This is a genomic window from Aeromicrobium sp. A1-2, from assembly GCF_003443875.1.
Taxonomy (GTDB): Bacteria; Actinomycetota; Actinomycetes; order Propionibacteriales; family Nocardioidaceae; genus Aeromicrobium.
This window is the reverse complement of the sequence record NZ_CP027482.1, coordinates 639,629-658,893: the sequence shown is the minus strand read 5'-3', so window position 1 is coordinate 658,893 and position 19,265 is coordinate 639,629. Positions and strand designations below refer to the sequence as shown.

The window sequence follows — 19,265 nt, the reverse complement described above, 5'->3', positions numbered from 1 at the left end:
CCAGAGGGCGAACATGAACTTGGGCACTCAGCTGCCAGCGGCCTTGAGCATCAGCGCGATGTCGATCAGCTGGTCCTCCTGCCCGCCGATCAGCTTGCGCCGACCCGCCTCGAGCAGGATCTGCGCCCCCGACACGTCGTACCTCTCGGCGGCATTGCCTGCGTGCTTGAGGAACGACGAGTAGACACCGGCGTAGCCCATCATCAAGGTCATCCGGTTGAGCGTGCACTCCTCGGGCATGACCGGACGGATCACGTCCTCGGCTGCGTCGACGATCTGCAGGAAGTCGACGCCGGTGTTCCAACCCAGCTTGTCGGCCACCCCGATGAACGCCTCGAGCGGGGTGTTGCCCGCTCCGGCGCCGAATCGGCGGACCGAGCCGTCGATCTGCGTCGCTCCGGCCCGGGCCGCGATCACGGTGTTCGCGACGCCCAGCCCGAGGTTCTCATGGCCGTGGAATCCGACGGTGGCCTCGTGACCGATCTCGGCAACAACCGCCGACACGCGATCGGCGACCCCCTCCATGATCAGCGCGCCGGCCGAGTCGACGACGTAGACGCACTGGCACCCGGCATCGACCATGATGCGCGCCTGGCGGGCCAGCTCTTCTGGTGACTGCGTGTGGCTCATCATCAGGAAGCCGACGGTTTCCAGGCCGAGCTCACGGGCCAGCCCGAAGTGCTGTCGGGACGTGTCCGCCTCGGTGCAGTGCGTTGCGATCCGGCAGATCTGACCGCCATTGTCCTGGGCGGCACGGATGTCGTCCTTGGTGCCAACGCCCGGCAGCATCAAGAAGGCGATGCGGGCCCGGGTTGCCGTCTCTGCGGCCATCTTGATCAGCTCTTGCTCCGGCGTCCTTGAGAAGCCGTAGTTGAACGACGAACCGCCGAGCCCATCGCCGTGGGTCACCTCGATCACGGGGACCCCGGCCTCGTCGAGGGCGTGCACGATGTCATGCACCTCCTGCAGCACGAACTGGTGTCGCTTGTGGTGCGAGCCGTCGCGCAGGCAGGTGTCGGTCAGCCGCAGGTCGAGGCTGCTGGTCGGATCGGTCTGCGACCACGTGCGAGCGAGCGCGTCGACCGTCGCGTCGACACCGGAAACTGGCGCGGTCATCGGAGGATCTCCTTCGCGATCGACTCACCGACGCGGGTCGCGGCGGCGGTCATGATGTCAAGGTTGCCTGCGTAGGGCGGCAGGTAGTCGCCCGCGCCCTCGACCTCCACGAAGATGCTGACCTTGGTGTTTCCCTGGGTCGCATCGGAGGGGTCGTCGAACTGCGGGTCCTGCAGCAGTCGGTAGCCCGGGACGTACTCCTGGACGGCCCGAACCATCCGCACCACCGACTCGGAGATGGCGTCGCGGTCGGCGTCGGGCGCTACGGCGCAGAAGATCGTGTCGCGCATGATCATGGGCGGTTCGGCAGGGTTCAGGATGATGATCGCCTTGCCTCGCTCGGCGCCGCCGATCGTCTCGACGCCCGCGCTGGTCGTGCGGGTGAACTCGTCGATGTTGGCGCGGGTGCCCGGACCGGCGGACGCGCTGGAGACCGACGCAACGATCTCGGCGTACGGCACGCGAGCCACACGGGAGACGGCAGCGACCATCGGGATGGTCGCCTGCCCGCCGCAGGTGATCATGTTGACGTTGTCAGCCTTGACGTGCTCCTCGCCGTTGACCGGCGGGATGACGGCTGGACCGACGGCCGCCGGGGTCAGGTCGATGGCCTTGATCCCGGCCTCGGCATAGCGCGGCGCGTATTCGCGGTGGACGTACGCCGAGGTCGCCTCGAAGATCAGGTCCGGCAGCTCGTCCTGCTTGAGCAACCAGTCGACGCCTTCGTGGGACGCCTCGACACCACGGTCGCGGGCGAGCCTGAGCCCCTCTGAGCTCGCGTCCACACCGATCATCCAGCGCGGCTCGATGAGGTCGCTGCGCAGCAGCTTGTACAGCAGGTCGGTGCCGATGTTGCCCGGGCCGACGATGGCCGCGGTGACTTTGCGGGTCATCACATCTCCCCTATTCGGTGAAGGACAGCTGCACGCTGCCCAGGTCGGTGAACACAGCTTCGAAGTTGTCGCCCGCCCGCGCGTCGATGGCGCGGTGGACGCTGCCCGGAAGGATCACGTGACCGGCGTCGAGCGTGACGCCGAAGGAGGCCACCTTGCGGGCCAGCCACGCCACGGCCGTCACGGGGTTGCCGAGCACGGCGTCGGATCGGCCGGCAGCGACCTCCTCGCCGTTGCACAGCAGCTTCGCCTCGATCGTGGTCAGGTCGAGCCCGGCCGGATCGATCCGCGCGGAGCCGAGGACGTAGCCGGCGCTGGAGGCGTTGTCGGCGATCGTGTCGGCGATCTTGATGTCCCAGTTGGTGATACGGGAGTCAATCAGCTCGATCGACGCCGTGACGTAGTCGGTGGCGTCGAGCACATCGGCCTCGGTGCAGCCTTCGCCCGGCAGCGTCCGACCCAGCACGAACGCGACCTCGACCTCGACGCGCGGCATGCAGTAGCGACCGACACTGAGCGGAACGTCCGAGAAGACCTGCATGTCGGAGAGCAGGTGACCGTAGTCCGGCTCGTCGACTCCCATCATCTCCTGCATGGCCTTCGACGAGAGTCCGACCTTGTGCCCGTGCACCGTTGCGCCGGCCGCGAGGCGGTCGGCGATGTTGAGCAGCTGGATCGAGTAGGAGTCCACGACGTCGAGGTCCGGCCAGGTGTCGCGCAGCGGCGAGACCGGCACACGGTCTCGCTCGGCGCTGGCCAACGTACTGGCAACGGCTTGTCGGACGTCGTCTGAGAGCATGTCAGTCATACTAGAACCTGTTACAGTTTTGCGGTAGTCAGCCCCGACTGGAGGTCCGATGGAACACATGTGTGATGTCGTAGTGGTGGGTGCCGGTGGCGCCGGAATGACCGCTGCACTGGCGGCCGCCCATCAGGGCCTCGACACGATCCTGATCGAGAAGAGCGCCTACTTCGGCGGCTCGACGGCACGATCGGGTGGGGGCGTGTGGATCCCGGGCAACCGGGCGCTGCGCGAAGCCGGCCAGGTGGCAGACGACGAGGCGGAGCAGGCGCGGTTGTACCTCGACTCGATCGTGGGCGACGTGGTGCCGAAGATCCGACGCGACACCTACATCGACCGCGGACCTGAGGTCATCGACTTCCTCCTCGACAACACGCCAGTGCGGCTCAAGTGGGTCCCCGAGTACGCGGACTACCTGCCCGAGCAGCCGGGCGGCCGGGCCAGCGGCCGAACCGTCGAGCCCCGTCCGATGGACGGCAGGATCCTGGGCGACGAGCTCGACCGGCTCCACCCGCCGTATGCCAAGGCGCCGGCCAACCTGATCGTCACCCAGGCCGACTTCCGCAAGATCAGCCTTGGGCTTCGCACCCTCCGCGGCCCGCTCACGATGATCCGGGTCATGGTCAAGCGTGTCATCGACTCGATGCGTCACCGCAAGATGTACGCGATGGGAAATGCGCTCGCCATCAGCCTGCGCAAGGGCCTGGTCGATGCTGGCGTCCCTGTCCACTACGAGACCGCCCTGACCGAGCTGATCGTCGAGGACGGTCGCGTCGTGGGCGTCCGCGCCTCCCATGAGGGAACCGACATGGTGTTCCGTGCCCGTTGCGGTGTCATCCTCGGATCTGGCGGCTTCGAGCAGAACGACGCCCTGCGCGAGAAGCACCTGCCCTCCCCGACCCAAGCAGCCTGGAGCACCGGCGCGGCGAGCAACACCGGCGCCGGCATCGAGGCCGGAGCGGCCATCGGCGCCTCGACGGATTTGATGGACGACGCCTGGTGGGGCCCGACCATCCCGCTCCCCTCCGGTCCGTGGTTCTGCCTCGCCGAGCGCAATCTGCCCGGCTCGATCATCGTGAACTCGGCCGGGCAGCGGTTCATGAACGAGGCGCTGCCGTACGTCGAGGCAACGCATGAGATCTACAAGGGTGAGGCCACGGGCGTCTCCCACGTGCCGGCGTGGCTGGTCATGGACCAGCGCTATCGCAATCGCTACCTGTTCGCGGGTCTCTCACCACGCCAGCCCTTCCCCGGCCGCTGGTACAAGATGGGCACGATCAAGAAGGCCACCTCGCTGGCCGATCTCGCCGAAGAGATCGAGGTACCCGCCGATGACCTGGTCGAGACCGTCCGGCGATTCAACGGCTTTGCCGAGTCCGGCAACGATGAGGACTTCCACCGCGGAGACAGCGCCTACGACCGGTACTACGCCGATCCGAAGGTCACGCCCAACCCATCACTGCACCGCATCGACCAGGGCCCGTTCTACGCCGTCAAGATCGTCCCCGGCGACCTCGGCACCAAGGGTGGCATCGTCACCGACGAGCGGGCCCGCGCCCTGCGACCCGACGGTTCGGTCATCGACGGCCTGTACGCGGCGGGCAACTGTTCGTCGGCCGTCATGGGATACACGTACGCCGGCCCGGGCGCCACGATCGGTCCGGCCATGACCTTTGGCTACCTCGCAGCACAAGACATCGCCCACCAGAAGGCCTCCGACTGACGCCCATCGATCCTGACGTTGCCATCGGCGCCGCGGTTGGCGCCGTCGACTTCTCCTGGACGAGCAGCGACGTGCTGCTCTACCACCTGGCCGTGGGTGCCGGCTCGCGCTCGGGCGACAATCTCTCGGCCAACGCACTGCGCTGGACGCTCGACGACGACGCCTTGCAGGTGCTGCCCAGCTTCGCGGTGGTGGCGCCGTCCTTCCACGTGACGGAGCCGCCGAGCCTCGACCTGCCCGGCTGCGACATCGACCTTGCCCGGGTCGTCCACGGCGCGCAGGAGGTCCACCTGGGCGGCCCGCTGCCCGCCTCGGGAACGGCGCGCCTCACCACCTCGATCACCGACGTCTGGGACAAGGGCAGAGCCGCCGTCATCTGGCAGGAAGGCGTCGCCACCGATCCGTCCGGTGCCGAGCTGTGGCGGGTCCGTTCGTCGATCTTCGTCAAGGGCGAAGGGGGCTGGGGAGGCAATCGTGGCCAAGGCGCCGCGGTCACCGTGCCGGACCGCACCCCCGACGCCTCCACGACGTACGCCGTCACCCCGCAGCAGGCTCTCCTCTACCGGCTGTGCGGCGACCGCAACCCGCTGCACGCCGACCCGGCCTTCGCCGAGATGGCTGGCTTCCCCGCGCCAATCCTGCACGGGCTCGCCACGTACGGCATCGTGCTGCGCGAGATCACCGACCTCCTCCTCGACGGCGACGCCTCAGCGGTGGGCGGATTCTCGGCCCGGTTCGCCGGCGTCGTCTTCCCCGGCGAGACCCTCACGCTCAACGCGTGGGACGAGCCGGCCGGCATCGTGGTGACCGCGACGGTCGGCGACGACGCGCGGCCAGCATTGGCCGACTGCCTCATCGCCCGAGCCTGAGCCGTCTCGACCCGCTGACGGTCGAGCCTGTCCGAACGACCTCAGGCACCGCCGAGGATGAGCCCCGAGGTGGGCACACCGGTGCCGGCCGTGACGAGGACGTGCCGTGCCCCGTCGACCTGGTTGACCGACGACCCACGGATCTGGCGCACCCCTTCAGCGATCCCGTTCATGCCATGGATGTACGCCTCGCCGAGCTGCCCACCATGGGTGTTCAGCGGCAGTCGGCCCCCGATCTCGATCGCACCGTCGGCGATGAAGTCCTTCGCCTCTCCGCGGCCGCAGAAGCCGAGCTCCTCCAGCTGCATGAGCACGTACGGCGTGAAGTGGTCGTAGAGCACCGCCGTCTGGATGTCGGCGGGCGCGAGGCCTGACTGGCGCCACAGGTCGCGGCCCACGACGCCCATCTCGGCGATGCCGATGTCGTCGCGATAGTAGGACGTCATGACGAACTGGTCGGCGGCGCTGCCCTGGGCAGCGGCCAGGATGGGAACGGCACCGGCCCTGAGGTCGCGGGCCCGCTCGGTGGACGTGACGACGATCGCGACAGCCCCGTCGCTCTCCTGGCAGCAGTCGAGCAGACGGAGCGGGTCGGCGATGATCCGCGAGCTCTGGTGGTCCTGGATCGTGATGGGCTTCTGGTAGAAGAACGCCGCCGGGTTGTTGGCCGCGTGCCGGCGATCCGCCACCGCGACACGACCGAAGTCTTCGGATGTGGCGCCGTACTCGTGCATGTAGCGACGGGCCTGCATCGCGACCGTGGCGGCGGGAGTCGAGAGCCCCTGCGGGTAGGTCCACGCGTTGTCGAGGCCGTTGGTGTTGACCTGCTCGGCGGCCCACTTCTGCACCTGCCCGAAGCGCTGACCGGATCGCTCATTGAAGCCCCGATAGGCCACCACGACGTCGGCCATGCCCGTCGCGACCGCCATCGCCGCCTGCTGCACCGTGGCGCAGGCCGCTCCCCCGCCATAGTTGATGCGGCTGAAGAACCGCAGGTCGCCGATGCCGAGCTCGCGGGCCAGCGCGATCTCGGACGTCGAGTCCATCGTGAAGGTCACGAGCCCGTCGACGTCGGACGCCGTGAGCCCCGCATCCGCGAGCGCTGCGAGGGTCGCCTCGGCCGACAGCTGGAGCTCGGAGCGTCCCGACTCCTTCGAGAACTCGGTCGCTCCGATGCCGGCAATGGCCGCGGCGCCGCTGAAGCTGCTCATCGGGTGATCTCCAGTCGGGCGTTGACGTGCGTTCCGACAGACACCAGGCCCGTGACGTCGAGCGTGGTCACGCCATCGATCTCGGACACGATGGTCCCGGTGAAGCGCAGCGTGTCGTACGGGTGCGCGGGCGCTCCGAGCCGCAACGCGCACGAGAGCACCTGTGTCTGCGGGCCGGCCCATTCGGTCACGTAGCGCTGCACCAGCCCCGTCGTGCTCAAGATGTTGATGAAGATGTCCTTGCTGCCGTGACCGATCGAACGGTCCCGATCGTGGTGGACGTCCTGGAAATCGCGGGTGGCCAGTGCCGTCGAGACCACGAGCGTCGGGGTGATCGGAAGCTCCCAGACCGGGAGGTCGGACTTCTCTTCAGGCTGTGGCTCGGGCGCAGGGGTGCCTGCTGGCTGCCACTTGGCGAGCGTCACCTCATCGTCGATCGGGTCGAACCACACCTCGACGGCATCGCCGATCGCCACGTCACCACTGACCTCCCCGACCATCCGGACGCCCTCGTCGAGCTCGACGAGAGCCAGCGTGAGCGGCAGCTTCTTGCCCGGAACCGCCGGAGCGTGGTGGACCAGGAACGAGTGGACTGTCCCCCGGCCCGACGCGACGACGAATCCGCGATCCATGGCATGGCACGACGGACAAACCGGACCGGGCGGGTGGCGCAGCTCGCCACAGGCGTTGCACCTCTGGACCCGCAGCTCGCCGATCGCGGTGCCCGCCCAGAAGAACTCGGTGTCGCGGTTGATCATCGGGCGGGACGACTTCGACTTGTCGACGACCACGCGCCCCGTTCCCGGCTTGAACTTCAGCACCCGGAACGTCATCGTCGCGACCTCTTCGTCGCCGACCGTCCATACGCTCTGGGTCGTGATGAAGTAGCCCTCCCCCACCCCGGTCAGCTTCGGCCCGACGACGTCGGCGAGCCGGGTGCTGATGCTCACGACTTCACCGGGCCGCAGCGTGCGGGAATACGTCTGGTCGCAGTTCGTGCCGAGCACGGCGGTGAAGCCGGCGTCGTCGAGCACCTTCATCGTGTCGGGCAGTGGGTCGCCGGGCATGCGCGCGGGATCCAGGCCGTACATCGTCCACACCTGCGCCATCGCCGGCGGCGCCTCGGTGTCGGGTCCCGGGGCCCAGCGGGGATTCCGGTCTCCGATCGCCTCGGCCCAGTGCCGGATCATGGGGGCATTGACCGGGTCGTGCGCGACCCGCGCCGGGCTGCTGCCCCGCGCCTTGATCTCGTCCGTGCGAGCCATGATCTGATCGTGGGTCATCGCGGCACCCGCGGCAGGTCGAGGCCGAACATCGCGATCAGCTCGCGCTGCACCTCGTTGACGCCGCCACCGAAGCTGAGCACCAGATTGCGCTTGCTGGTCGCGTCGAGATATTGCGCCAGACGTCCGGTTTCCGGGTCGGACGGATCGCCGCACGCAGTGACGATGTCCGCGAGGGCCAGTCCGAGTCGCTGCACCTCGTCGCTGGCGAAAACCTTCGACGTCGAGGCATCGGCCACCGCCGAGCGCTCGATCGCAGCAGCACGAGCGACAGCCCAGTTGAGCAGCTCGTTGATGCGGAACGACGCCGTGGCACGGGCCAAGGTGTCGCGGACCCACGGCAGCTCGAGAACCGGGGTGCCATCGGGGGTGTGACGTCCCTCGGCCCACTTGCGCACCATGTCGCGCAAGCCCTCGATGCGGCCGGCGGGACCCAGCATGACCCGCTCGTGGTTGAGCTGGGTCGTGATGAGCTGCCAGCCGCGGTTCTCCTCCCCGACCAGCATGTCGACGGGCACGCGCACGTCGTTGAAGTACGTCGCATTGGTGTGGTGCGAGCCGTCGCTCGTGACGATCGGTGTCCAGGAGTAGCCGGGGTCCTTGGTGTCGACGATGAGGACCGAGATGCCGCGATGCGGGGACGCGTCGGGATCGGTGCGGACACCCAGCCAGACGTAGTCCGCCGCGTGACCGCCCGTGGTCCACATCTTCTGACCGTTCACGACGTAGTGGTCACCGTCGCGGCGGGCGGTGGTGCGCATGGATGCAAGGTCCGTGCCCGCGTCCGGCTCGCTGTAGCCGATCGCGAAGTGCACGTCGCCGGTGATGATGTCGGCGAGGAACATGTCCTTCTGCTTCTCGGTACCGAACGCCTGCAGCGTCGGTCCCACGGTCTGCAGCGTCACGGAGGGCAGGTGCACATCGGCGTGAGCGGCTTCGTTGACGAACGACTGCTGCTCGATGACGCCTCGGCCCTGGCCGCCGTACTCCTTCGGCCAGCCCACGCCCATCCAGCCATCGGCACCCATCTGCTTGATGACCCGGTGGTAGGCCGGCCCATGTCGATCCGATCGCATCTCGTCGCGGTCGGCGTCGCTGGCAAGTGCGGTGAGATAGGTCCGGGCTTCCTCCTTGAAGGCGCGCTCCTCTGCCGTCAGCTCGGCATTCTTGCCCGCGGACTCACAGATCGGGACGGCAGCGAGCGTCACCGGGCCACCCAGATGTCGGCTGATGTCGCGCACCCGCGCGAAGTAGCCAGCCATCGCGTAGGTCTCGTCGACGCCCATTCCGCCGTGCAGGTGCTGGCAGACCTGCATCACGGTGGAGGCACGATCGGCGAACCAGAAGGCGGCGATCGCCAGGTCGTCGTCCGCCGGGTCGCCGGCGTCGAGGCGGCGCACCACCTCGCCTGCCGTGAGCGTGAACGTCCGCGAGGCGATGTAGACATCGGCGATCTGCTGCGCGACGGCCTGGAACTCCGCCAGTGCGCGACCGAACTGACGGCGGTCACGGATATAGCCAGCGGTCAGATCCCGAGCGCCTTCCACCACTCCGGCGCCGAGGGCTGCGAGGCCCGCGATGGCGTGGTTCCGCACGACCTCGGCGTCGAGCACTCCGACCACCGGAGCCGAGTCGAAGGTATAGGTGGCTTCGACCGAACCGGCGGAAGTCGTGGTGGATGTCTGACCCACCCCCGGTCCGGCTGGATCAACCAGGACGACTACCGGTGCGCCGTCTGCACCGGTGGCCGAGACAAGGAGCAGGGTCGTGGATCCGAGGACCGTCACTCCGATCTTGGTTCCGCTGACCCCGGTGTCGTCGTACCTGGTCGCCGGACTGACCGGCAAGGGCGCACCGGGCTCGCTGAGCGCCGGCACGAGCATGAGCTCGCCGGCCAGGACCCGCGGCACGAGATCGGCCTGCAGGGCGTCAGCACCCGAACGCACGAGCGGCAGCAGTCCGCAGGCCAACGTCTCCCACACCGGGAGGTCGGCGGCACGCCGCCCCACTTCGTGCAGCAGCACCGAGATCTCGGTCAGGCCCAGCGCCTCACCACCCAGGCTCTCCGGGGCGGCAAGCGCCAGCAGCCCGGACTCCTGCAGGGCAAACCACGACCCGTCACCGCGGTCGAGTACGTCGCCGATGACGGAGCGCACCTCGTCGAGTACTGAATCCACGCAGATCTTCTCCTTCGAGTGGCCTACTTCCGCCCAGCAAAACTATAACGTGTTCTAATCGTACGGAAGTCGATCCCCGAGGAGTTCCACGTGCCCAATCCGGTCAAGCTGGCCATCGACGGCTTGCGTCACCTGCTGCCCGACCCCTCCTCGTGGGACCTGTACCACCTCCCGCCGGTGGAGCTGCCGGAAGGACGGTGGCTGGAACTGCCCCGTCGCGGGCGAACCTGGCTGACCGATGTGCCCGGCCCCACCCCCGATGCTCCCGTCATCATCTTGTTGCACGCGGTTGGCTGCACCGGCCAGCTGACCTGGTTCCCGGCGATCCCCCTGCTGGCGGAGCGCTATCGGGTCATCACCTTCGACCAGCGTTGGCACGGACGTGGTATCACGTCCGAGAAGTTCCTGATCTCAGACTGCGCCGACGATGTGGCTGCCGTGATCGAAGCGCTGGGTCTGGTGCGCCCCATCGTCGCCGGATACTCGATGGGATCGGTCGTGGCGCAGCGGGTCTGGCGCCAGCATCCCGACGCCGCTGGTGGGCTCATCCTCGCCGCCAGCACGGCCCACTTCCGAACCAACGGCCGCGAACGGATCTTTCACGCAGCGATGGAGCTCGGCATGGGCCTCAGCGCGACGCTGTCGCGGTCACGGGTCGTCAACCAGGCTGGCGCGGCCGCCATGGAGTCCATCGACGCCGACAGCTCGGACACCGCCCGTTGGGCGATGAAGCAGTGGCGGGCAACCAGCGGGTGGGCCGTGGGGCAGGCGGTCGCCTCCCTGGGTCGCCACCACTCGAGGCCCTGGCTGTCGCACATCGACATCCCCACCGCGGTCGTCGTCACCGGCAACGACCACGTGATTCCGCCGTCTCGCCAGTACGATCTGGCGGCCCGCATCCCGGGCGCGACGGTGCACGAGGCCGACTGCGGGCACGCGGGATGCGTGCTGGAGTATCAGTCGTTCGTGCCGGTGCTGCTCGAAGCCGCTCGCGCCACGTCGGCCCGGATCCGCGATCGCGAGCTGGCCCGCCAGGCGGGCTGACTCAGTCGCCGAGCACGGCCTCGCGCATCGCCGCGAGCTCGGCCTGGAACTGGTCGACCAGGTCCCACACCCGCGGCATCGACTCGCTGCACGCGATGGCGCCGATATGCATCTGTCCGTTGTTGCTCATCACGGTGATGTTGAGCCCCGCACCGTGGAAGACCGGACCCAACGGATACATCGCGTCGATGCGCGATCCCACGAAGTACAACGGCACGGGCGGCCCGGGCACGTTGGAGATGACCAGGTTGTGGATCACCGGTCCCTTCTCCGCGAGCCGGAGGTCGGAGACCATCCGGACCGCCAGCCCGAACGTGCGCGGTGCCGCGAACTCGGCCCATTCCTGCAAGGTGTCGGCGGGGACCGCCGTGTGGTGGTCCTTGGCGTGAGCGTTGGCCACCGCCATCGCCGTGATGCGCTCCAGCGGGTCCTCGACATCGGTTCCCAGCCGGCAGAAGATCGACGACACCTGGTTGCGCCCGCTGGACTTCGTGGACTTCCCGCGGACCGACACCGGCACGCTGGCCAGCAGCGAGGTCTCGGGGAGCTCGCCGCGCTCCTGGAGGTAGCGACGCAGCGCACCTCCGCTGAGCGCGAGCACCACATCGTTGACCGTGGCGCCGGGCACGGCCGACTTGATCTCCTTGATCGTGGCCAGTGGAACATCAGTGAAGGCGATCGATCGGTGGCCCGTGATCGTCCCGTTGAACGATGTTCGTGGCGCAGTCAGCGGCGCGGCCATCGCGGTGCCCCTGCGTGCGCGACTGGCACTTTCGACCAAGGTTCGCGCCGTGGGCGCGACCAGCCTGGCCAGCTGCCATGGCTTGGTCGCGGTGGCCATCACACCTCGGCCGACCAGCTCCAGATCAGATGGGACACGTTGATGCTCGTTGGTTCCCGAGCCCGTGTCGAGCGGCGGAGCATCAGGCTCCAGGCTGCAGAGATAGGAGATCATGTTCGATCCGGAGACTCCGTCGACCGAGGCATGGTGCATCTTCGAGAACACCGCGATCTTGCCGTTGGCCAGGCCTTCGATGACGTACATCTCCCACAGCGGACGCGATCGGTCGAGGGGAATACCGGCCAGGTGCCCGGTGACCTCAGACACCTCCCGGTCCCCGCCGGGTGCGGGAACGGCGAGCCGGTGGACGTGGCGATCAATGTCGAACTCATCATCGGTGACCCAGACCGGGAAGTCGATGCCGCCGGGTACGAGTTTGAGCTTGCGGTTGAACATCGGGATGTCCGAGACTCGCGCAGACAGCTCCTGCCGGAACCTTGCAAAGTCGTAGCCGCCGGGAATGGTTGCCGGATCAACCACGATGACGCCGCACACATGCATGAGCTGTGCGCCGCTCTCGAGGTACAGGAAACTGGCGTCGAGACCACTGAGTCGATCCATTCCCGTATCCTAGGGCTTATCTAGAACATGTTCTATTCTTCGAGGAGTTCACACGTGTCTGCCGGGTTCACCCGCCGCCAAATCGCGCTGGCCGCGCTCGCGCTGAATGCGGTCCGACCGCTGCCCGGCAAGTGGTCCGGGGTTCCCAGCTTTGCTCTCGGCTGGCCCGTGAGTGAGCTCGCGCCCCATCTCCTGGGCGCGGCCGCCGTGGACACAGCAGCCGAGCTGACCATCCGGCGCCGCGGATCCAAGCCGTCGACCGCCGGCCTGTTGGCAGCAGCGACGGCAGCCGGACTGTTGACGTACGCGATTGCCGGGTCCCGGCGAGTCGGCACCGAGCTCGACGATGCTCTCCGCGAGAGCATCGGCAAGGACTACCTGACGACGCTGGACCTCCCCGGACCGCTCGATCTGCGGCTGCCTCGCGGTTCGATCGCCCGGCCGTTCCGCTTCCGCCAGCACGACGTAGAAGTTCTGCGCAATGTCCCCTACACCGAGGGCGGACGCCGCGCCCACCTCGACATCTACCGGCCGCGGGACGTCGACCTGAGCAACGCGCCCGTGCTGATCCAGGTCCACGGCGGCGGGTGGACGATCGGCGCGAAGGAACAGCAGGGCCTGATCCTGATGAATCGCATGGCACAGCAGGGTTGGATCTGTGTGGCCGCCAACTACCGGCTGGCCCCCAAGCACCGGTTCCCCGCCCAGATCGTCGACGTCAAGCGGACGATCGCGTGGGTGCGCGAGAACATCGCCCAGTACGGCGGCGATCCGTCCTACATCGCGATCACCGGCGGTTCGGCCGGCGGCCACCTCTCGGCGTTGGCGGCACTCACACCCGGTGAGCGCGACTATCAACCGGGATTCGAGGACTCGGACACCTCGATCGCGGCCTGCGTCCCGTTCTACGGCATCTACGACCTGGCCGGACTCACCAAGCAGCAGTCGGCGATCGACATGCGCGACCGGTTCCTCGGGCCCTGGGTGTTCGACAAGGATCCGCGCACGCATCTCGCCGATTTCGTCCAGGCCTCGCCGCTGGCACACGTCAGCGACCACACCCCCGACTTCTTCGTGATCCATGGGAGAAACGACACCCTGGCGCCGGTCGGCCAAGCACGCGCGTTCGTCGCCGCCCTCCGGGAGAAGTCCGATGCGACGGTGACCTATGCCGAGCTCCCCGGCACCCAGCACGCCTTCGAGGTCTTCTCATCGATCCGCAGCCAGCACACGATCGCGGCCGTACAGCGCTGGTTGCAATGGCACCGGGCAACGCACCAGCCGTCACCCGCGAGGTAGTCCGAGCACCCTTTCGGCCACGACGTTGCGCAGGATCTGCGTCGTGCCGCCGGCAATTGACAGGCACCGCGTCAGCAGCATCTCGTGCAGGTCGTTGGACACCTGTGGGTCGTCGCCCGAATACAGCGCGACGGGTCCGAGCATGTCCACGACCAGCTCGGAGGCCTCCTGACGATTGCGCACGCCCAGCAGCTTCGCGACGCTCGACTCCGCGCCCGGCCCACGACCGGCGATCGACCGGAGCGTCGACCGGACCCCGAGCAGCTGGCAGGCCGTGGCGAGGGCCACCTGGTGTCCGACCCGCGCCTCGTCAGCCTGCGAACCACGGCCGTCCAGCAGCCCCACTGCGCGCTCCGTGCTCAACCCCAGCTTGGTTCCCGCCATCGCCACTCGTTCATTGGCCAGCGTGGTGCGGGCGAGCTTCCAACCCCCGTCGATCTCTCCCACGACGCAGTCGTCCGGCACGAACACATCGTCGAGGAAGACCTCGTTGAACATCGCGTCGCCGGTGATCTCCCGCAGCGGGCGTGTGTCGATGCCGTCGGACGTCATGTCGACGAGGAAGTAGGTAATTCCTCGGTGCCGTGCGGCCTCGCGGTCCGTGCGGGCCAGGCAGATGCCCCAGTCGGCCTCGCGCGCTCGGGACGTCCACACCTTTTGACCAGTCAGCTTCCAGCCACCGTCTGCACGCACCGCGCGAGTGCTGAGGGACGCGAGGTCGGAGCCCGCTCCCGGCTCGCTGAACAGCTGGCACCAGGCGACGTCGCCGATCAGTGTCGGCAACGCGAAACGTTCGGCCTGTTCGGCCGTGCCGTGATCGATGATCGTCGGCACCGCCCAGGCACCGATCGCCAGATCGGGGCGGCTGAGGCCCGCGCGAGCCAGCTCCTCGTCGACGACGAGCTGCTCCACCGGTCCGGCGTCCAGACCGTACGGTCGTGGCCAGTGCGGAGTCAGGTAGCCCGCCCGCGCGAGCGCAGAGCGCTGCTCGTCGGCCGGAAGCTGTGCGATCGCATCGATCTCCGGGCGCGTGGTGGCGCGGAACCGCGAGTCAGCTCCTTCGAAATCGATCGCCGACGCCCGGCGCTGGCCCGCACCGGCCCGTCGGGCCAGGCGCGCCGCCGACTGCTCGGTCCCACCCGTCAGCGCCGACGCCGCGATCCGCAGCGCCACCGCCCGGCGGAGATAGAGGTGGGCTTCGTGCTCGAACGTGAATCCAATGCCACCGAGGACCTGGATACAGTCCTGCGCCACAGCCACGGCGCCGTCGAGCGCGATCGTGGCGGCGACGTCGGCGGCATAGTTTGCTTCCTCGGCTGGCACCTCTGACCGCAGGGCGGCTCCAACGTCCCACGCCACGGCCGACACCGACTCGGCGGTTTCCAGCATGTGCGAGCAGAGCTGCTTGATGGCCTGGAACGAGCCGATGGGCGCTCCGAACTGCTCGCGCACCTTGGCATAATCCACCGCGGTGGTCAGGCACCACTGCGCCACGCCGGCCGCTTCTGCCGCGACCAGCGCGACGAAGACGCGACGCACCGCATCGGCGTCAACGCCAGCGAGGTGCAGCACGTCGTCCGGCCCGGCAGCAACCCGGACGCGACCTCCACGCCGAGTCAGGTCGAAGCCGACCTCGGGCTGCGCCTCCCACCCCTGAGCTGCGATCAGCACCCACGAGCCGTCATCTGCGGGAGCGAGCATCCAGCGGGCGTCGACGACGTCCAGCACCACATCGAGGTCGCCACGAGCACCTCCGCCGGCAAGGGCGACCGAGCCGCGCAGAGCACATGCCGCCCGGGCACCTCCGGCGATCGCGGAGAGCACCTCGTTGCACGAGTCGGGTGCGGAAACGTGGGCCGCACGGACGATCTGGCCGACCAGCACGGTCCCCAGCAGAGGACCCGGCGTCAGGGCATGTGCCGCCGCCTCCAGCGCGACCATCTGGTCGAGCAGATCGCCGCCTCCACCACCGCACTGCTCAGCGATACCGATGCCGGAGAGCCCGGCCTCGGCCACGGCCTGCCAGGTCTTGGCGAACGACGCTGCGGGGTCGGTTTCGACGTCCCGCACAGCGGATATGCCACCGAGGTCACCGGCCCAGGCACGTAAGGTGGTGCTCAGTTCGAGGTGGTCACGAGTAACCCCGATCGACATCAGTGTTCGCCTCCGCAAATAGAACGTGTTTCAATATTAGCGTCAACAACACCATGAACTCAGCAGTGCCGCGGACAGGAGACGATGCCGGATGACCAGCGTGACCAAGACGCCCGGTTCTGATGCGCAGCGTGAACGTCACCGCCGCATCCTCGACGCCACGATCAGCCTGGCTGAGGAAGGCGGCTTCGACGCCGTCCAGATGCGCGCGGTCGCCGACGACGCCGAGGTCGCCCTGGGCACCCTCTACCGATACTTCCCCTCCAAGATCCACCTCCTGGTCACCGCGCTCGGGCGTCAGTTCGAGCAGGCAGAAGAGCAGACGCTCAGCCGCCAGGTCCCCGGAGACACCCCTCACGAGCGGGTCATGTACATCCTGGGCACCACCACCAAGGCACTGCAACGGCAGCCTCAGCTGACCGAGGCCCTGACTCGGGCGTTCATGTTCGCCGACGCCTCGGTCGCCGACGAGATCCACTTCGTCGGCATGCGACTGACGGCCATGATCACGCACGCCATCGATGGCACCGACGTGACCCGAGAGCCCACTGCCGAGGACACCGCGATCGTCCGAGTCATCGGCGACGTGTGGCTGTCGGCGCTCATGGGCTGGGTTACCGGCCGCACGACGGCCGCGGACGTCACGAAGTCCATGGACGTCGCCGTCCGCCTGTTGCTGCGCTGACCCGCCTCAGACCAGATCGGTGTAGATCCGCACATCCACGAGGTCGCGTGATCGAGGTGCGACCCGGGCGATGACCGCTGCTGGCGCGCCGTCAACCGTGATCGACGCGGTCACACAGTTGCCCGAAGCGATGATCTTGGACACAGGGCCTATGCCCTGCTCCGTCAGGTGATCGAGGACTGCCTTCTTGCCACGACGGCCAACGCTGCGGACCGTCGCGAAGAATCTGATCGCCGGAACAGCGCCGAGCGTACGCACCAGATGGACGCCCTGCCCAGCGGCAGCACCGAGGTGGGCTCGCGTGGGCCGGGCCAGCTGAGCCAGGACCGGAGCGGTCTCCCAGTGGGCGGCCATACGCCGGACCTTCAGCTCACCGTCCTGGTAGCCGGTCTGGTAGATGAGGTGGGGGGGGGTGCTCACCTGTACGCCCGTCGGCAGGGTGGTCACGATCGTGACATCGCGGACGACGTCAAATCCGTCGATCCAGTCGTGGACCACACGGAACTCGACATCGTTCGGTGCGATGAACGCATCCCAGAACGTGGCCAATGCACCCCGATCTTCCGAGCGAACCGGCAGCGCCCCCACTGGATCCTCGACGACGTGCTGGGCTCCGAAGATGCCCAGCCAGCCCTCCTTGTCGTGCGCAGCCACGAACGTCGGAGAGGAGCGGACCAGGGCAATGACCTCGGCGCGGTGGGGCGGTGTTTGCATGTCAGCCGTGCCCTAGGTGGCGATCAGTCCCCGACCGGTGACCAGAGGCAGGTCGAGCGCGGAGACCAAGCCCGGCTCTGCTGCCACGACAGCGGGAATCGAGTTCACGAGCCGCATCGCGGTGGCCTTGAGGCCTGCGGTGTTGTGGTCACCGTCCGTGCCGAGCAGCTGGAGGTCGAGCGTGTAGTTGGGCTCACCCTTGATCTCGACGCGATAGCAACCCAGACCGGCAGGCTGCGGCCAGTGCGGGGCGATGTCGTCGTGCACGCGGGTGACGTGCTCCAGCACGATGACCGCCTTGCCGCCGATCATGCCTCGCACCTCGAAGTGCAGTCCTGCGACCATCCCCGCTTCGATGGTTCCGCAGTCGATGTCAAAGGTCTCGGTGGCCGGGACCCGCTCGTAGAACTCCTCGACCTCATCGAGCTCGACTCCGAGCCCAGCGGCGATCTGATGCACCACGCTGCCCCACGCCATCGTGAGGATTCCCGGCTGCAGGAGCATCGGGATGTCGTCCATGGGCTTGCCGAATCCCATGACGTCAAAGACGATCATGCGCTGGTTGTACGTGTTGTAGTTGAGCAGCTCGACGCAGCGCACCTGGTCGATCCGCTCGCTGATGCTGGTGAGTGACAAGGGCAGCCAGTCGTTGGCAAAACCCGGATCGATGCCGTTGACGTGGAGCGAGACGCCGCCGTCGAGTGCCGCCTGACGCACCCCGTCGGACATCCCGAGCGCCGGGCCGGACGGATACTGGAGGAACACCGGGCCCGCCGAGACGACATTGATGCCGGCGCGCAGCAGCCGCTCAAGATCAGCCAACGCCTCGAACAGGCGATCGTCGGACATCGCGGTGTGCACGACACAGTCCGGCTTCAGCGCGATGATCTCCTCGACATCGTTCGTGGCGAGCACGCCGAGGTCACGATCGAGGTTGGCCAGGCGTCCGGCGTCCTTGCCAACCTTGTCCGGATTGGACACCCAGAGGCCAACAAGCTCGTAGTCGGGACGGTTGGCGATGCCCGCGATGGCGTGCTTGCCGACATTGCCCGTGCTCCATGCAACGACACGAGTGGTCATGGCTTTTCTCCTAGGTCAGGCAACCCCATGTCGAGGTTGGGCTGGTCGATACCGCCATCCACCTCCAGCACCTTGCCGGTGAGGTAGGCCCCGGCGGGGCTGGCGAGGAACAAGACGGTGGCGGCGATGTCGTCGGGGTCGCCGATGCGGCGCAGTGGGGTGTTGGCCTCCATCTGCGCCGTGAGGCCCTCGTCGCCGGTGACGACCTCGAGGGCCGAGGTGGCCACCGATCCGACGGCGATCGCGTTGACCCGGACGCCCGGCGAAAGGTCGCGGGCCGCGAGGCGCGTCCAGTGGGCCAGGGCCGCCTTGGCAGTGCCGTAGGCCAGGTAGCCACGTCCGCTGACTCGTCCCATCACCGAGGAGATGTTGACGACCGCTGCGCTGTCGCTGGCCAACAGATGAGGCAGCGCCGCACGGGTGAGCGCGTGCGCGGTCGAGACGTTGAAGTGGAAGGCGTCCTCGAGGGCGGCGACGTTCGTCTTCACGAACTCGCGCGGCATCGAGCCACCGACATTGTTGATCACGACGTCGAGCCGCCCGAAGGAATCCATCGCGGTCTGCGCTAGGGCGGCCACCTGGTCGAGGTCGGTGAGATCCGCGGCCACCACCACTGCCCTGCGGCCCATCGCCTCCACCTGCGCGGCGACCTCCAGCAACTGATCCTTCGTGCGGGCAGCCAGCACAACGTCTGCACCGGCCTCGGCCAGCGCAAGAGCACTCGCCGCGCCGATCCCTCGGCCTGCGCCGGTGACGATCGCAACTCGGTTGTCCAGACGGAACCTCTCAAGCACCATGCCGGGACAGTAGCGC

Annotated in this window: 16 protein-coding genes; 5 read left to right on the top strand and 11 right to left on the bottom strand. The window is 67.9% G+C overall.

Annotated elements, in window-relative coordinates; translation table 11 throughout:
* Window positions 1-27: 27 nt before the first annotated feature.
* From dmpG to C6I20_RS03240, 3 genes are read right to left on the bottom strand one after another with little or no spacing between them, the layout of a single operon-like run.
* The gene (gene dmpG, locus C6I20_RS03250) at window positions 28-1,116 is read right to left on the bottom strand and encodes a 4-hydroxy-2-oxovalerate aldolase (RefSeq protein ID WP_216822982.1); all 1,089 of its coding nucleotides are present in this window, start codon (window positions 1,114-1,116) and stop codon (window positions 28-30) included.
* On the bottom strand, window positions 1,113-2,009 hold the full coding sequence (locus C6I20_RS03245) for an acetaldehyde dehydrogenase (acetylating) (protein ID WP_118394648.1): 897 nt from the start codon (window positions 2,007-2,009) through the stop codon (window positions 1,113-1,115). The genes dmpG and C6I20_RS03245 overlap by 4 nt, the downstream gene beginning before the upstream one ends.
* Before the next feature lie 10 nt (window positions 2,010-2,019).
* On the bottom strand, window positions 2,020-2,808 hold the full coding sequence (locus C6I20_RS03240; protein ID WP_118394647.1) for a 2-keto-4-pentenoate hydratase: 789 nt from the start codon (window positions 2,806-2,808) through the stop codon (window positions 2,020-2,022).
* A 58-nt stretch (window positions 2,809-2,866) separates the two neighbouring features.
* Between C6I20_RS03240 and kstD the strand changes: the two genes are divergently transcribed.
* Both kstD and C6I20_RS03230 read left to right on the top strand, forming a co-directional pair.
* Window positions 2,867-4,534, top strand: a complete 1,668-nt coding sequence (kstD, locus tag C6I20_RS03235; protein WP_118394646.1) for a 3-oxosteroid 1-dehydrogenase — start codon at window positions 2,867-2,869, stop codon at window positions 4,532-4,534.
* A complete protein-coding gene (locus tag C6I20_RS03230) occupies window positions 4,531-5,403 on the top strand; it encodes a MaoC/PaaZ C-terminal domain-containing protein (RefSeq protein WP_118394645.1) in 873 nt (290 codons plus the stop codon). The genes kstD and C6I20_RS03230 overlap by 4 nt, the downstream gene beginning before the upstream one ends.
* Before the next feature lie 41 nt (window positions 5,404-5,444).
* Here the strand turns inward: C6I20_RS03230 and C6I20_RS03225 are convergent, their stop codons facing one another.
* From C6I20_RS03225 to C6I20_RS03215, 3 genes are read right to left on the bottom strand one after another with little or no spacing between them, the layout of a single operon-like run.
* Entirely contained in the window at window positions 5,445-6,614 is a 1,170-nt protein-coding gene (locus tag C6I20_RS03225; RefSeq protein WP_118394644.1) for a lipid-transfer protein, read from the bottom strand.
* Window positions 6,611-7,879 carry an OB-fold domain-containing protein gene (locus C6I20_RS17735; protein WP_305765011.1) on the bottom strand — a complete coding sequence of 423 codons (1,269 nt, stop codon included), beginning with the start codon at window positions 7,877-7,879 and terminating at the stop codon, window positions 6,611-6,613. Before C6I20_RS17735 ends, C6I20_RS03225 begins: the two co-directional genes overlap by 4 nt.
* 14 nt (window positions 7,880-7,893) lie before the next feature.
* Window positions 7,894-10,074 (bottom strand): acyl-CoA dehydrogenase, encoded by a 2,181-nt coding sequence (locus C6I20_RS03215; RefSeq protein WP_254052229.1) that lies wholly within the window; start codon window positions 10,072-10,074, stop codon window positions 7,894-7,896.
* Between the two features lie 90 nt (window positions 10,075-10,164).
* Between C6I20_RS03215 and C6I20_RS03210 the strand changes: the two genes are divergently transcribed.
* On the top strand, window positions 10,165-11,118 hold the full coding sequence (locus tag C6I20_RS03210; protein ID WP_254052228.1) for an alpha/beta fold hydrolase: 954 nt from the start codon (window positions 10,165-10,167) through the stop codon (window positions 11,116-11,118).
* A 1-nt stretch (window position 11,119) separates the two neighbouring features.
* On the opposite strand, the gene C6I20_RS03205 is transcribed toward C6I20_RS03210, so the two are convergent.
* On the bottom strand, window positions 11,120-12,520 hold the full coding sequence (locus tag C6I20_RS03205) for a wax ester/triacylglycerol synthase family O-acyltransferase (protein ID WP_118394640.1): 1,401 nt from the start codon (window positions 12,518-12,520) through the stop codon (window positions 11,120-11,122).
* Window positions 12,521-12,574: 54 nt separating this feature from the next.
* Between C6I20_RS03205 and C6I20_RS03200 the strand changes: the two genes are divergently transcribed.
* Window positions 12,575-13,819, top strand: coding sequence for an alpha/beta hydrolase (locus tag C6I20_RS03200; protein ID WP_216822980.1), 1,245 nt, complete (start codon window positions 12,575-12,577; stop codon window positions 13,817-13,819).
* On the opposite strand, the gene C6I20_RS03195 is transcribed toward C6I20_RS03200, so the two are convergent.
* Window positions 13,805-15,889: an acyl-CoA dehydrogenase family protein gene (locus C6I20_RS03195; protein ID WP_371682657.1), complete on the bottom strand. Its 2,085-nt coding sequence runs from the start codon at window positions 15,887-15,889 to the stop codon at window positions 13,805-13,807. The two genes, C6I20_RS03200 and C6I20_RS03195, sit on opposite strands and share 15 nt — an antisense overlap.
* A gap of 175 nt (window positions 15,890-16,064) precedes the next feature.
* On the opposite strand from C6I20_RS03195, the gene C6I20_RS03190 reads away from it, so the two are divergent.
* Window positions 16,065-16,658, top strand: a complete 594-nt coding sequence (locus C6I20_RS03190) for a TetR family transcriptional regulator (protein WP_118394637.1) — start codon at window positions 16,065-16,067, stop codon at window positions 16,656-16,658.
* A 6-nt stretch (window positions 16,659-16,664) separates the two neighbouring features.
* Here C6I20_RS03190 and C6I20_RS03185 read toward each other — a convergent pair whose 3' ends face one another.
* The 3 genes from C6I20_RS03185 to C6I20_RS03175 are packed head-to-tail and all read right to left on the bottom strand — an operon-like array spanning window position 16,665 to window position 19,249.
* Window positions 16,665-17,372, bottom strand: a complete 708-nt coding sequence (locus tag C6I20_RS03185) for a hypothetical protein (RefSeq protein ID WP_216822979.1) — start codon at window positions 17,370-17,372, stop codon at window positions 16,665-16,667.
* Window positions 17,373-17,384: 12 nt separating this feature from the next.
* The gene (locus C6I20_RS03180; protein WP_118394636.1) at window positions 17,385-18,452 is read right to left on the bottom strand and encodes a diacylglycerol kinase; all 1,068 of its coding nucleotides are present in this window, start codon (window positions 18,450-18,452) and stop codon (window positions 17,385-17,387) included.
* The gene (locus C6I20_RS03175; protein ID WP_118394635.1) at window positions 18,449-19,249 is read right to left on the bottom strand and encodes an SDR family oxidoreductase; all 801 of its coding nucleotides are present in this window, start codon (window positions 19,247-19,249) and stop codon (window positions 18,449-18,451) included. The genes C6I20_RS03180 and C6I20_RS03175 overlap by 4 nt, the downstream gene beginning before the upstream one ends.
* Window positions 19,250-19,265 lie beyond the last annotated feature (16 nt).